This window comes from Stieleria sp. JC731 (assembly GCF_020966635.1).
GTDB lineage: Bacteria > Planctomycetota > Planctomycetia > Pirellulales > Pirellulaceae > Stieleria.
The window spans coordinates 1,133,888-1,148,474 of the sequence record NZ_JAJKFQ010000011.1 but is presented as its reverse complement, the minus strand read 5'-3'; the positions used below and the strand labels follow the sequence as shown (position 1 = coordinate 1,148,474).

Sequence of the window (14,587 nt, the reverse complement as noted above, 5' to 3'; positions counted from 1 at the left end):
TCGACCGATGTCTAGCCATTGGCTAATGCGGCTGCTTGATGCAGAGACTTTGAAACCGCCGCACAAGCGTCGTCGTTGTCTAACTTGTTCAGCTTCTGATTGAAAGGCTCCGCGCGTACAGGGCCGTCATACCCAACGGCAACAAGTGCGTCCACGAACGCTTTGGTATCGATCACGCCGGTTGCCATCGGCAATTCACGGCGATTGTCCTGCTGTTGCTCCAATGAGACGCCCGCGGGCGCATCGTTCAAATCACACCCAACGATTTGCTTCGCGTCTAGCGACCGAATTTCATCTGCCGATTCGCCAGCGGTGTACCAATGCCATGTGTCTAGAATGAAACCCATGTTCGGGACATTGATCGCGTCGTGAAGCTCTGCGGTTTCTTTCATCGAATGAATAAATGCGTAGCGCCGAGTATTCCTAAGGCTAGGCGTGCCCACATACTCCAATCCGAAACGCAATCCGTGGTCATGTAGGATCTTGGCGATTTCTCGAAGTCTTGCAGTGTGCTGCTTGAAGTTTTGCAAGTAGGTCAGATCGTCATGGCATGGCATGATCCAGGTCCCCATCCGATCCACACCTGCCCGCTGCAACGCTGCAGCCATTTTGGGCAACGTCGCCAAGTCCGATTTGAAACGTGCTTCGTCCTTACGAAACTCGACCGGTAATCCGCTTGATCCCCAAACAAGCCCTCGGTTCTTGAGATCCTCGACAAGATTTGAGCTTTCGCTATCGCTCAGCTCGGCAAGGTACTGCGGCGCAGCAGCCACGGATTCAAAACCGTGTTTTTCCGCCAGCTCAATCGCTTGTTTCTGATCAGCTTGAACACCGATGCTGCCCCAGCGAAGATCAATCGTAAACTTACGGTTCTGCTCTGCTGCCAAAGCAAATTTTGAAGCAACCGCGGTTGCGTATGTCGCGGCTGTTGCCGCAAGCAGATTTCGGCGTGAAAGATTCATAGAACAGCTTTGATGACAGAGCAAACTAAGTGGGGAATATCGCATCCGATATAACATCGTGTAGCTCTATCATAGCCTATCTTCGAATATGGCATCGCAAACCAGAGATGCCCTTCCGCATGGAAACTGACGACTTCCTGATTCCCAGGTTTCATCGCTCACAAAGCCGGCTTGGACGAGACGATACCGGCGGAAAAGAACGCTACCTTTACCACGTGAAAGGCGACAGATGAGAATCGACAGCCTGCTAAGACTCGTCTTCGTCCTTTCGCTTTAGCTTTCGATAAAGCGTTTTTCTGTCGACCCCTAGAATCTTTGCCGCTTGCGTTCGATTGCCTTCGACGACGCTGAGCACATGCTCGATATATCGCTCTTCGAGATCCTCTAGCGACATTAGCTCTTCGGGATCATCTCCACCGATGAACACGGTCGACGGTCGATGGTCGCGAACTTTCTCCGGTAAGTCTTCGATCGTAATCGAATCGTACTGTGTCAATGCAACCGCCCGCTGCATCACATTGCGAAGCTCACGGACATTGCCAGGCCACCGATAAGAAAGCAGTTTTTCGACAGCGGGTTTGCTGATACCAGTGACTTCCTTATTGCCTTGTTTGGCGAACCGTTCGATCGAATGCAGTGCCAATTCCAGCACGTCGGTGCCACGTGAACGAAGCGGCGGAAGCTGTAGCTGAATGACGTTAATTCGAAAGAACAAATCCTGGCGAAAGTCTCCCGAGTCGACGGCGGATTCCAAGTCGCGATTGGTGGCAGCAAGAACGCGGACATCGAATTCGATTTCTCGATTGCCACCGACTGGCCGAAGCCGACTTTCCTCCAAAGCACGCAGCAGCTTGACTTGCATACTGTTGGGCATGTCGCCGATTTCATCCAAAAACAAAGTCCCGCCTTGGGCCTCGAGAAACAAACCTTTTCGGTCCGTTCGGGCATCGGTAAACGATCCCTTCGTATGACCAAAGAGTTCACTTTCGATTAGCGTTTCCGATATCGCGGCGCAATTGACGGCGACGAAAGGGCGGTCTGCACGCCCACTTAGTCGATGAATTGACTTTGCAACAACTTCTTTACCTGTCCCGCTTTCTCCAGTGATCAAGATCGACGCATCACTGGGTGCAGCCCTACGGATCTGGTCTCGCAAGTACTCCATCACCTCGCTTTGACCGATCAAGTCTGGAAAATCACCCGATGGGCTGCGATGATCACTCAGCAAGCGAATCTGTTCGGACAGTCGTCGGTGTTCGGCAGCTCGCTGGATCACCATCCGCAGCACTTGCATTTCGACGGGCTTGGTTACGAAATCGTAGGCACCACCGCGAATCGCCTCCACCGCCGTTTCTAAGTTCCCGAACGCGGTCATCACCACGACAGGAATGTCGGGCCGCAGCGAATGTATCTGACGGCACAATTCTAGACCGCTGGTCCCAGGCATCCGAACGTCCGTCAACACAACGTCGACGTTGAATTCGTGCAAACGTTCAATCGCCTGTGACGCATTTTGACAGACGATCGTTTCGAATCCGTTCAATGACAGCGCGGCATGCACCAAATCGCACATCGACTTGTCATCGTCGACAATCATAACCGTCTGTGACGTGCCTTCACGTTCCAAGTCTTTCATACCTATCTTGATTCTTCGGAGGTCCGAGTGACGTTACCATCAGACTGCTTCACGGGCAGTCGGACGGTAAACGTTGATCCATTGCCAATCTCGCTGATTACATCAATTTGCCCGCCATGCTCATGCACGATTCCATGAACAATCGATAGCCCAAGCCCAGTGCCTTCACCGACGTCTTTGGTGGTAAAGAATGGATCAAACAAATGGTCCAAATCGTCCTGGGGGATTCCATTGCCGTTATCCGCGACGCAAAGTTGGACAAATCCCTCGGTATCATCATCCGATGCGGAAACCTTGACGTCGATGTCCGAGTCGCCTGATTGCAACGCGTTACTGATCAAATTGGTCAGCACTTGCTGCAACTGCCCCGGATCAACTTCGGCAATCAACGGCTCTTCGGGAAGTTCAATCGCGATCGTCGAAGTTCGTTTCCGTGCGATCGGTTGTAAAAGCTGACAAGTATCTTCAACGACCGAGCGTATGTCAGTCGGCTGACGACTCGATTTTCCATCGCGTGCAAACGCCAATAAACTTGAAATCGTCTTGCTGATCCGATCACACTGCGTCCTGATTTGACGACAACTTTGTTTGGCCGCATCACCTGACAATTCACCAGCCTCGATTAATTCCGCATGGCCAGCGACCACGTTTAGCGGCGTGCCGATTTCATGCGCAACCCCAGCAGCAATGCGACCGACAGACCGCAAACGGTCGGCGTGTCGCAACTGTTCGACCGCAGCCAATCTTGCCGCCGTCTCCGATTCGATCTGATCCCGTTGACGTTTTAATCGATCACACATCGCGTTGATAGCGACAGCCAAATCGGCGAGTTCGTCGTGTGAATGAATATTGATCCGTTCTGACAAATCACCCTCTGCAATCCGATTGACACGATCGATCAATCGTTGCAAAGGCTGACCGACCATCCTGACGCCACCAAAGTAGATAACGACCGCCGAGAGGCCAGCGACGCTTAACAACGTCAGCAATGTGCTTCCAAGTGCCCGCCAAACTCGCTTGTCACTATCGATATCTGGTGCGCTGACTTCCAATCGCTCATTTTCGGCATCGGAAGAATTGTCCCGTTCACCGGATTCGAGTGGAACATAGGTGTATAAACGCTCGACACCCTCGGGTTCAGTCATCGTGATTGTCGTCACTTGTTGACTGTATAGAATGCGATCACGAGGAACGCGAGGTTGACGACTTTGCTCATCAGATGCCAACTCGACGCGACGGATCTGAATCAAACGCTTTGTCGTCGTCCTTTGCGGAACTGGAGGAGGCTTGACCGCCTCCGCTTCGGATGCCTTTTGCCGCCTCTGCTGCTCTAGCATGTCCGCAAGCTCGGTTGCGTATCGTTGGTGCTGCTCTATCGTTGCCTGCTTCTCACGCTGCACCGTTGCATAGGCGAATACGCCGACAATCAGAAACAGACCACAAAGAAACAGCAGTATTAGTTTCGCAGCAAGACGCATCGTTTCGGTGGACGGGTATCGTGGGAGAAGCGTTACTTACGAGCAGACTCATGCAATCGTTCGGATTGCCATCCATCTGATTCTGAATCTTAGATTCTGGTGCGTGAAGCGGGAACGGGGAGCCCCTCGCCGGCCATGGGTACTCTTTCACGCGTCTGAAAGCATCGCCTTGATGCGTTGGACGACTAGGTGAGTGTTTCCGCAGGTCAATGTGCGGTGACACAATAAGAAGTGATACATTGAAAATCGCCCACACTGTGCAGTCGACCAACATGCGGCAACCAGAAATAGGGCGGCGCAAAGACAAACCAGGAGCAGACTTTCAACTGGCCTGCCCCTGGCTTTTCATTCGAAAATTATGTTGTCGCTAGACTAGTTCCGTTTCACGACAACGAAACGCGAACCCCGCTCGGTCTTTACCAGCAACAAGGTCTTTTCATCGCTATCACCAGTGATCGCCGACTCGAACTCCTTAACGCTGTTGACCGGCTGACGATCCACCTCGGTGATCACCATCCCAGGTTGGAGCCCCGCGTCTTCTGCTGCGCTACCTTCATTTACAGCGGTGACAACCACGCCACTTTCCGATTTGATGTTCAGCGACTTCGCGATTGCCGAATCCAGCGACGCGACTTCAACACCGACACCATCGATCTTCACTGTCGGCGATTGTTCCGACTGTGTCTCTGACGACTGCTGACGTTTTTGAAAGAAGCCCTTTTTCGCTTCGGTTCCCTTGTAGGCCAAATCGATTCGATTTCCGTCACGAACGACCTTCACAGGAACCTTTTCGCCAACGGGAGATCGCTCAACGGCAAGCTGCAAAGCCTGTGGAGTGCGAACGTCTTTTCCGTCAAACTGAACAATCACGTCACCGGCTTGAAGCCCCATCTCTGCAGCTGGCGTATCGTCGTAGACATCGGTAATCAAGACACCGCCGCGAGGCTGCACGCCCAGTTCACCTGCGAGGTCCTGAGTGACCGGCTGAATACCGACTCCCAAATACGCACGTTTGACGCTGCCGTTTTCCACAAGCTGATCGCTGACCCAGCGGGCCAAGTTTGACGGAACGGCGAATCCGATTCCGTCATTGCCACCGCCACGCGAACTTATCGCGGTGTTGATACCGATCACTTCGCCTTTTAAGTTGACCAGCGGTCCGCCACTGTTGCCGGGATTGATTGCGGCATCCGTCTGCAAAAAGTTTTCGCGAGCGGTGATGCCGATCCCACGGTGCTTCGCACTGATGATCCCAGCCGTCACGCTACTTTCCAGGCCGAACGGTTGGCCCATGGCGATGACCCAATCTCCGATATCAGTTTCTTCGCTGTCACCGAGTGCGGCAGGAACAAGTCCGGTCGCGCCTTCGATTTTCACAACAGCGATATCGGTATCCGGATCCGTCCAAACTTGGCTGGCAACGAACTCGCGTCCGTCGTTCAGCTTCACAGTGACTTCACCACCGCCAGACACAACGTGATTGTTGGTCAAGATGATCCCCGACGCATCAATAACGACGCCTGAACCAATGCCGCGTCCGCGACGTGGCATCTGGTCCCCAAAGCCTTTGGGCATCATCTTGCCATCTGGACGCATCTCGAATCGACGCATCCCTTCCATTCCGCCGAACTCTCGCATCATGTCTTCAAAAGGAGTTCCCTTGAAGGGGTTGTTTCCGTGAAACGGATCCGCCGAAGGCCGAATGTTTCCACTCGGCTTTGCAACCGCGACTGCTGGACGATTCTCAATCGCAACCAGTGAGGGCATCACGTGTTCGGATACCGCGCGGAAGGCCATCGAAAGGTTGTTCGCCGAATGAATCGCGTCAAGCGTCTCCGCAGGCAGCGTGTCCATCATCTTTGCCGGGGCGGGATTGGACGACGCATCAGCGGACATGAAAACTGCCCCCGATCCGAATCCAATTGCCGAGGTCAAAATCAAACCTAGTAATACCGAACGTTTCTTTTCAGTCGATCGCATCGAAGTCTCCAGAGTGGAATTGGATTGCTTGTTTTTGCCTTTGAAGATCCCATCAGCGCTGTCGCTGGATTGCCGCTGGGGACTTCGCCAGGATGTCGCTACCTAGTAACGCATGTGCCGTACCAATTCGTTTTTCACCGTGTTTGACGCGTATTTCCCGTTTGACGCAGTATGCCACTGTGGAGCGTTGCCCCGCCGCGTGGCATTCTGCCCCAGCAGGCGACGAGCCTTTAAGCGATTGCCAGCCGGTCGAAATTCGCAGTCGGTTCGCGAATGAAGAGCAGTGTGATCGCGCGTAAAAAAACGAATGCCCGCGACATCAAAGCCGCAGGCATTCTCGCTGCACTATCAATTCGGTCCGCGTCAACCAATCGTTGCCAACGCCGGCGGTCGAAATCCGCTGTGACGCCTATCCGGCGATCAAGAAGCCATCGACCAAGTGACTCTCACGGATCTTTTCCAGAGCTCGCTTCTCGATCTGCCGCACACGCTCGCGACCAATTCCAAATTCAGAACCGATCTGACTTAACGTGTGCGTTTGCTGACCGCCCAATCCATACCGCAACTGCAGAAGCTTCCTTTCTCGAGCATTTAACTTTTCCAAGACCACAGAAAGTTGTTTGGCGACCTCTTCGTGATGCATCGCGTCTTCAACCGGTTTTGAGCTTCGGTCTTCGATCGCGGTGATCGTGTTGTCTTCTTCAGAATCACGAACGACAGATTGTGTTCCTGCCATTAGCGTCTCTGCATGACGCAACCTGGCTTCGCTGATATTTAAAGCTTCAGACACTTCACCTAAGCTAGGCCTGTACCCGAGTTCGTTCTTCAGATTTTCGACGCCGTGCAGCATCGTTTTCATCGTCTGCATCGCGTGCTGGGGAATAGTCATCGAATACCCATGCGTCGCGCTAGAACGGAACATGGCTTGTCGAATCCACCATGTTGCGTAGGTCGAAAACTTGAATCCTCGGGTGTGATCAAATTTTTCAACCGCTTTCATTAAACCGACGTTGCCTTCTTGGATCAGGTCCAAAAGACCTGTTCCGCGTCCCAAGTGTTTTTTGGCGATCGAAACAACGAGTCGCAAATTGGCCTCGGTCAATTTCCCGCGAGCCATCACATAGCGGCGATGCTGCATTCTAATTTTACGAATCCGATTTCGAATGCCATGCAGATCCTGCTCGAATCCCGATAACAAACCAAACTCTCGACCATCCTGCCCACGACCGATCACACTTTGGTCACAGACGACGACACGCTCGTACATGGATTCAAACCAATCGATTCGGATCCGTAGCTCTTCGATCAGATCAACGACCTTTTCGCGTCGACGAACGAAACGCAGCTTTTCCTGCTCCAATTCGCGTTTGCCCAGTTTATCCGTCTGCAGCCTTTCAAATGCCTCACGCTGCTGCTGACGGAGCGCAGCTAGCGTTCGCAGGTTGATCGGCAAACGACTCATCAACGACTCTTTAACGTCGTGATCGGAAACACAGAAATCGAGTTCACGATCCGATCGCAGATCGCCGAGATCGACGCCCGTGAGCAAGTCAATCGCGGCATCGGCAACCGCCGCGACTCGCAACATCTCTTTACGGAACTTCCGCCGTGCGATGTCCAAATCGATTGCGATATCGATCTCTTCTTGAGCCGTCAGCAACGACCGTCGGCCGATCTGTTCGAGGTACAAGTCGATCGGATCGACCGCAGCAGTATCGACGTTTGCACGGCGCCGCCGCGTTTGTTTGACAGCGTTCTGCTTGTCAGCGGTTGAAGCTTGGGAACGTTTCTGGGATGGCCTTTCGGCTTGCGCTGGCATAACTGCCTGCGTCGGTACAATAAGTGGATCGCTAGTCCGCGAGCGGATGCGTTTAACAGATGACGCGTCCGAACGAACTGCCGAACGGTCCGCCGTCGTCGCAAGCGTCTTGGAGGGGAATTCGATTTGAGTATTCGCCAAGATAACCATGGCATCGCCTCGTGGCGTTGTAAGGATCTGATCTGAAAGACCGTTGCGGCCTCAGTGCAAAGTGGTGACCCTCATTAGTACGGTGCATCAATACGGAAGTTCCTCGCGGGGCAATTTGCCTCAAAAAAGCGAGGTGTTTCGCGGCCGAACCATTTTTTTCTACGAAAGCTACTTCGCAACTGCTTCAGGCTGTTAACCGCACGATGTCCCCTGCGGTTAACAGGGGTCAATGCTATACTTGTGCAATGACCGTACCGGATACGAAAACCCACCAACACGCCCAGTCATTGCCTGATTCGAAGGGCACCGGGACCACCACCCCCCGTGGGCCGGTCGTGCAAGGCGTGGGCTTCTCAACGAACCGCGTCGCAACCGCTCGGTCGCATGTCGCTAATTCCGCTCTGGTGGCTTCTTTGCTTTTGCTGTTGACCGTCCCGGTCGTGTTGTTGACGCGTTACTGGTTGATCCAAAACGCGAAAGTCCAAACGGCCGCGCGTTTGGCGCAGGCTCAAAAAGTCACAATCAGCGCGATCGATTTTTGGCTTCGCGATCAGTTCTTGTTCGCAACCAAAACTGCATCAAACCCGGAGGCGAGCCAGATCGTTCGTTTGTTGGCAGCGGTAGAAATCCACGATGACACAGCTCTACAACGCCCAAGCTCTCAGCAGAACGAAATACGGAGTTTGCTCGGAAAGCTGCTCACGTCGCCTGGTTCCGAATACGCAGTGATTGATTCACATGGCAGTATCAATGTGGCAACCGAGCCACAGTTCGAATCGTCTGCGATACCAATCACAAAACATTGCAGGGGCGTACTAAAAAAAGGTTTGCCAGCTCTGTCGCGTCCCTTTCGCCTTTCCGTCTCGATCGATTCCAGCGATATCGATTCAGACTTCCGGATGGCGATCGTCGCACCACTGCAAAACAGCTTTGACGATGTCGGCGCGATTGCCCGAGTCATCAAAGTCGACGACTACTTTGGCAAGCTGCTTTCACAAAGCCGATTTGGCATCAGTGGTGAATCTTATGCGATCGATCGGCAAGGAACTTTGCTAACCCGCAGCCGGTTTGAAAGCGAACTGGTGGAAACTGGTCGGTTGGCTGATGGAGAATCGAGCGTCTTAAAAATCTCAGCGATAGTCCCTGAGTCTCCTGCAAGTTCGAAGCCGACCTCGGAACAAACGACGCAACCGTTGACGCGACTGGCGGATTCATTAACCCGTGGGGGATTCGGCGATGATGTCGATGGCTACCGCAATTACATGGGTACCGACGTCGTCGGATCTTGGAAATGGCTGGACCGTTATGACCTCGGAATTGCCACCGAGATGTCGATGGACGAAGCGTATGGTTCGATCGATCAGTTGACTAAGTTCGCGTTAGTCGGATTATTGATTTCCTTGTGTTCCTCCTTGTCCGTTGCGGCGTTTGCCAGGCTGTGGCGGACACCGAAGGATCTGCCAGAGCAATCGCAAACTCAAACGGGCAATCGATCACTAGGGCAATATGAACTTAAACAACGGATCGGCCGAGGCGGAATGGGAACGGTATTCCTCGGTTCGCATCGATGGCTTGACCGTCCCGTCGCGATCAAAGTTCTGGAAAATGCCGATGCGACGGAACGATCGCTAGCCAGATTTCAGCGTGAAGTTCGACTTTCGGCAAAGCTGCTTCACCCCAACACGATCGAAATCTATGACTTCGGCCGCACCGACGAGGGAACGTTTTATTACGTGATGGAATACGTCGACGGGATCTCGCTGGAACAGCTCGTTGACTACTATGACCGCCAACCGTCCGATCGGGTCATCTATCTACTCGTGCAGATCTGCGGATCGATCGCCGAAGCACACGAAGCCGGACTGGTACACCGCGACATCAAACCTGCCAACGTCTTGCTGACTTCGCGAAGCGGAATTCACGACCTGGTCAAAGTTGTCGACTTTGGCTTGGCCAAGCAACTTGATCATGAAACGGCCCAGCTGACACGGACCGATTCGCTAACCGGCACACCGCTTTATATGGCACCGGAATCGATTCGCGATGCGGCTTCTGCGGGGGTGCTTAGCGACATCTATTCGATCGGCGCTGTCGGCTATACGCTGCTATGTGGTTCGCCCCCCTTTATTGGTGAATCGAGCGACGTCTGCGTTCAAAAGCTTTACCACGAAGTCGAAAGCCCTGCGTTTCGGATCGGACGAACGGTTTCCGATGACCTGCAAGCCGTTTTGCTTCGTTGTTTGAGAAGAGATCCCAAGGAACGCCCACAATCGGCGAAAGAACTTGCAGCGATGCTCTTGTCATGTGCCGATAGTCCCCACTGGACGCAGGCCGACGCGGGGATATGGTGGCGGGAAATCTTTGATGGACCCTATTTGGAAGATTTCGAAGCCATCCTTCAATCTGAAACCAGCGACAATACCCGCGGCAACACGGCCATCAATGCGACTCGACCGCCCAATATCGCCCCTGGCGCCAGCACGGCTAGCTGATCGATAACTATGTTTGGTTATAAACGACGCAAGAAGATCGAAACACTTCAGTGGCCGCACCTGCAAACGTTGCTCGATGATGACGATCAAAGGGCGGCGGTCAATCGCTTGTTTCCGGAACCTGGCCAGGAGAGCTTTCTGACTTCGCTGCGCCGGATCCAACCCGACTTGGCTGGCGACATCGTTTCGCTCGGTCGACAAGTTCACCACGGGGCACAGCTTGCAGAATACCCAACGCTGGCAATTGCAGGGATGCTCAACAGCGGTAAAACCAGTTTGGTCGCTAGCCTGCTTAGCCCCAACGGTCGTGCACGAAGCCTGAGGGGCATCGCCAATCGACATGGAACGCACCGTTTCGTTTTGTGGATGCCGCAAAGCTGGCGTGACGAGCCAGAACTTTGGTCACTGCTGCTACAAGATTTCGGGAACGCCGTGGGCCATGCCCCCGAAATGCTTTCCGATGACCCCGAAGAAGCTCACCAACAATACAACAACCGTAGCGGTGGAATCGACGCATTGGGTGTCCCGCTGGTCGCGACAGACCCGGAACTAGACCAGTTGGGAATCGGGCTACTGGATTGCCCCGACATCGTTTCCGACGAAGTCTTCGGCGTCGGGTCGCCCCAGCAAAGGCGCGAACTACTTGGCAAAGCGGCTACGTTTTGCAGCGCATTCATGATCGTGTCTACACCCGGCATGGCCCGGGATCGCACGCTTGGCGAAATCCTGCAAACGGTTTCTGACCTGATGCCAGGCATCCCTCGACTGTTAGCAGTCAACAAAATTCGTCCCGGCCAAGAACCCGAAGACATCTTGGAATCGTTTGCACCGCAAACGGACAAGTTCGGTGTCGACCGAATTTATGGTGCCTATGACTTCGAGATTCCCAAAAGCGACCCCTACATTCCCAAGAAGGTTTTCCAGGGCGACAAGCTGATCGAGATTCGGCAACCCGACGAAGATCCGATTCCGGTGTTCTATTCCATCGATCCCAACGCGGAACTTAACCCGCCTGCAGAAATCAATGCGGATCGATTGCTGACGCACCTAGCAAGCGAATTAGACAGCCCCGAATCTTTTGATCGTTTTCTTCGCGGGCGAACCGCGGCACTTCGCAGATCGGTCTGGGATCTCGGCCTGTCGCGGATCCGCGAAGACTGTGACCGATCGCTTCAGGAAAGCCAGCGGGCTCGACAAACAATCCTTGAAACCACAGTTAGCTTGTTTACAAAGCAGTCTGGAACTGGAGCTATCACGGAAGTCCGTATGCACCAATCCAAACGCATTGTTCAACAGTTGGCCGATGCGTTTTGTCACGCGGCACCGTGGTATGCACGACTGGGAGTGCGCATCAATACATTCATTCAAAAGAAGGCCAAAGCCGCCACCGACTTGATCTCGCAATACGCGCCAACCGCCATCGCCGAAACGTACGCGGAATCGATCAAAGAGAAATTCAAAACTAAAAAGGTCGGACACCTCGTCGCCCCGGACGACCTGGACACGGCCCTGCGACGCTTTGGTGCACCTCTGACGCTTCACCACTGGTTCGCCGACAAAAACGATCCGGTAGACCCAGCACTCTGGCAGTCGACTCTCGAATCGGTCTTAAACTCTTTTGAAGCGAACGATCGGGTTCAGTTCGATGGCGACCAACTTCAAAAAGTCGCTGCGGAAATGTGGGAACATGTGCCCAAGCATAAAAAGCTCGCTTTCGGACTGACCCCACTAGCTGCTTTGCTGGCGACCTTCGGCAGCATCTTGATGTTGCCGTTTGACTTCGGAACATCGGTCATCGCGAATGCTTCGATCGTCGAACTCCTAGCGGCAGCCGGTCTGACCGCGTTCTCGGCCTACTGGGCTGGCGGAAAGAACGCCAGGATTCTGACCAACCAAGCGGCTCTGGAGCAAATGTCGATGTTCTACGTTTTGCTCTGTCGACAACTTGGCGTCGATCCGGGTGAGCCACTGCCGGCGATTAAACTAGGACCGCAGACGCATCAATTGCCCACGCCGAACCTAAGCCAACTTTCGCACGATCCCATTGCACCGACGCTTCCTGTGTACCGCATCAACGATGTCTTTGTAAAAGAACTCGCCGATGTGATGCCCTCCGCCTCGACCTAATACGGTTCGATGCATTTAAGATCGTCGATAAACAACACTCTCCAACAATCCCATCCCTGACCGGCTGGTAAACTCTGTTTGCCCGATTGATGAGCGGACCATGGACCGAACCGAAACAGAATCTCGCAGCTCGATGCCGATTGAAAGCGAAGGTAGTGAATTTCTTCGCCGAGTTCGGCATGCGGCCACAACCGTCCTGGGCAGTAGCGAAACAGGTCGCCAAGTCCGCGCACTGTGCGACGAGCATGCGGCTGCTCGAAATTTGATCGCACAAGATCGCGCCGCCGGCGCACTCGTGCTGGCTGTTGTTGGAGCCACCGGGCAAGGAAAAAGCTGGCTGGTTCGGCAATTGATTCGCAAGTCGCCGATGAAGGATTCGATCCGCAGCGGCAACAATCTGGACCAAACAACCGAGCAACTGGTTTGGGTCGGCCCACAACCGCCAGCCGACCTGGATGCTCGCTTTGAAACCTATGTACGCGTGACGGCCGATGAAATGGAATCGTTCGGTCTGCCGTACCTGTTGGTTGATGCTCCAGGCGCGACGGATGATCGAAACTCCGTCGTCGATGTCGCCAGAAGAGCCCTCTCGTTGGCTTCGGCAATCATCTTGGTTGTTCGACGAGATCAAATCCGTGGTCAAACTCCCAGTGTTTTGGCTGTTGCCAGCGAAGGGACAATCGTGATTCCGGTGATCAACGCCGTGTCAGACAATGACGATGGTGTCGGCTCCGATGTCGATGCGTTTGTCGCCAACTTGCGTCAAGTGGCGCCGACCAGTGTGATCGCGCGTCCGATCCTGTGCCAAGACTTTTTTCTTGCCGGACAGTCCGAAGAAGATGTTGGTGCGCAAGTCGCTTCCGAACTCGTCACACGACTAAAAGCGGAACTGGAAAACAATCCTGATAGCGATCGGCGGCGTTCGGCACGTTTAGAAGCTTTGGACAATCGGTTTCGAGCTGCCCTTAGCGGTCTGCTCGCTCAGAAGCTGCCCGGTTTAACCAAAGCCGTCGACCGGCTCAATGACGAAGCGACCAAATTACCCGGACAAGTGGCTCAGACCCTGGTCGGGGCAAACGGCCCGTTGGCTGCTGCGGTACGAAGCCGTTTGCGACTGTCGATGCTAACCAATATCGGAGCGATTTGGTTTCCGTTTCGCACTGTCCTTGGAATATTAAATTTAACCAGTGGCGCATGGGACCGGTTGCTGCTCTCACTGTCCGGTTCACTGCCATCGCTGGTCAGCACCATTTGGACTTCGACAAAGACGCTTGCGGGAGACCGCAGTGCCAGCGAGGAAATCCGAAGTGGACTGCAGCGGCGTAGCAGCGCTGCTGTTAGCGATCGCTTGGGACCGCTGGCCAATCAGTTTCGTGACGAGCTAGAGTTGCTGCGGTCTTCGAATGATTCTCACGAAAACAGCAATGCCGTCAGCATCCGAAGTGGAACAACACAAGTTGCATCACTGTCTGGAATCGAAGCACTTCAAGAACGCTCGCAATCGATTTTCGAAGATGCGATCGAGCAGAATTCGGTTCGATACGCGACCCCGTTCGCTCTAATTGGGACACTGATCTTTTGGTGCTTGATGGCAGGGCCTTTCGTCGCTCTTTACAAAGAGTACCTCGCTGCCAGTTTCGATTCGTTACAAACATCAGGTCAGCTACACGAACACGTGATGGAGCGTTTCCCTAAACCTGAGTTCGCGATGGTTCTAACCAGCCTCGTTCTTTCGCTTCTTCCCACAGCGGTCTTTGCCATGATCGCGTTGTCGATTGCCCAATCAAAATCGCGAACAAACGCGGCGATCAAACAGATCCGTGATCAGCATGACGAAGCGATCGCAACGCTTCAACAGGACGGAATCCTTCGACTTCGCTGGGATGAGCCACTGTTGTCAGATGCCGAATTCTTGATGTCAGCAGGCCGCATGTAGCTTGACC

Annotated in this window: 9 protein-coding genes; 4 read left to right on the top strand and 5 right to left on the bottom strand. The window is 53.7% G+C overall.

What is annotated here, in order from left to right; translation table 11 throughout:
* Window positions 1-11: 11 nt before the first annotated feature.
* From LOC67_RS21125 to LOC67_RS21110, 4 genes are all read right to left on the bottom strand, one after another.
* The gene (locus LOC67_RS21125; protein WP_230264797.1) at window positions 12-962 is read right to left on the bottom strand and encodes a sugar phosphate isomerase/epimerase family protein; all 951 of its coding nucleotides are present in this window, start codon (window positions 960-962) and stop codon (window positions 12-14) included.
* 247 nt (window positions 963-1,209) lie between these two features.
* Window positions 1,210-2,598, bottom strand: coding sequence for a sigma-54-dependent transcriptional regulator (locus LOC67_RS21120; RefSeq protein WP_230264796.1), 1,389 nt, complete (start codon window positions 2,596-2,598; stop codon window positions 1,210-1,212).
* 2 nt (window positions 2,599-2,600) lie between these two features.
* Window positions 2,601-4,076, bottom strand: coding sequence for a sensor histidine kinase (locus LOC67_RS21115; RefSeq protein ID WP_230264795.1), 1,476 nt, complete (start codon window positions 4,074-4,076; stop codon window positions 2,601-2,603).
* A gap of 372 nt (window positions 4,077-4,448) precedes the next feature.
* Window positions 4,449-5,972: a Do family serine endopeptidase gene (locus LOC67_RS21110; RefSeq protein ID WP_230264794.1), complete on the bottom strand. Its 1,524-nt coding sequence runs from the start codon at window positions 5,970-5,972 to the stop codon at window positions 4,449-4,451.
* Here LOC67_RS21110 and LOC67_RS21105 point away from each other — a divergent pair.
* Complete coding sequence (locus tag LOC67_RS21105; protein ID WP_230264793.1) at window positions 5,971-6,162, top strand: hypothetical protein; 192 nt, start codon at window positions 5,971-5,973, stop codon at window positions 6,160-6,162. The genes LOC67_RS21110 and LOC67_RS21105 overlap by 2 nt on opposite strands.
* A gap of 303 nt (window positions 6,163-6,465) precedes the next feature.
* Here the strand turns inward: LOC67_RS21105 and LOC67_RS21100 are convergent, their stop codons facing one another.
* Window positions 6,466-8,025, bottom strand: a complete 1,560-nt coding sequence (locus tag LOC67_RS21100) for an RNA polymerase sigma factor RpoD/SigA (protein WP_230264792.1) — start codon at window positions 8,023-8,025, stop codon at window positions 6,466-6,468.
* A 404-nt stretch (window positions 8,026-8,429) separates the two neighbouring features.
* On the opposite strand from LOC67_RS21100, the gene LOC67_RS21095 reads away from it, so the two are divergent.
* The 3 genes from LOC67_RS21095 (at window position 8,430) to LOC67_RS21085 (ending at window position 14,580) form a co-directional block, all read left to right on the top strand.
* Entirely contained in the window at window positions 8,430-10,517 is a 2,088-nt protein-coding gene (locus LOC67_RS21095) for a serine/threonine-protein kinase (RefSeq protein WP_230264791.1), read from the top strand.
* Window positions 10,518-10,526: 9 nt separating this feature from the next.
* Window positions 10,527-12,644 carry a hypothetical protein gene (locus LOC67_RS21090; protein WP_230264790.1) on the top strand — a complete coding sequence of 706 codons (2,118 nt, stop codon included), beginning with the start codon at window positions 10,527-10,529 and terminating at the stop codon, window positions 12,642-12,644.
* A gap of 100 nt (window positions 12,645-12,744) precedes the next feature.
* Complete coding sequence (locus tag LOC67_RS21085; protein ID WP_230264789.1) at window positions 12,745-14,580, top strand: GTPase domain-containing protein; 1,836 nt, start codon at window positions 12,745-12,747, stop codon at window positions 14,578-14,580.
* Window positions 14,581-14,587: the final 7 nt, after the last annotated feature.

Coding starts and splice junctions, on each gene's coding strand:
- LOC67_RS21090 (WP_230264790.1), top strand. CDS start 10,527: ATGTTTGGTTATAAACGACGCAAGAAGATCGAAACACTTCAGTGGCCG.
- LOC67_RS21115 (WP_230264795.1), bottom strand. CDS start 4,076: ATGCGTCTTGCTGCGAAACTAATACTGCTGTTTCTTTGTGGTCTGTTT.
- LOC67_RS21085 (WP_230264789.1), top strand. CDS start 12,745: ATGGACCGAACCGAAACAGAATCTCGCAGCTCGATGCCGATTGAAAGC.
- LOC67_RS21110 (WP_230264794.1), bottom strand. CDS start 5,972: ATGTCCGCTGATGCGTCGTCCAATCCCGCCCCGGCAAAGATGATGGAC.
- LOC67_RS21100 (WP_230264792.1), bottom strand. CDS start 8,025: ATGGTTATCTTGGCGAATACTCAAATCGAATTCCCCTCCAAGACGCTT.
- LOC67_RS21120 (WP_230264796.1), bottom strand. CDS start 2,598: ATGAAAGACTTGGAACGTGAAGGCACGTCACAGACGGTTATGATTGTC.
- LOC67_RS21125 (WP_230264797.1), bottom strand. CDS start 962: ATGAATCTTTCACGCCGAAATCTGCTTGCGGCAACAGCCGCGACATAC.
- LOC67_RS21105 (WP_230264793.1), top strand. CDS start 5,971: ATGAAAACTGCCCCCGATCCGAATCCAATTGCCGAGGTCAAAATCAAA.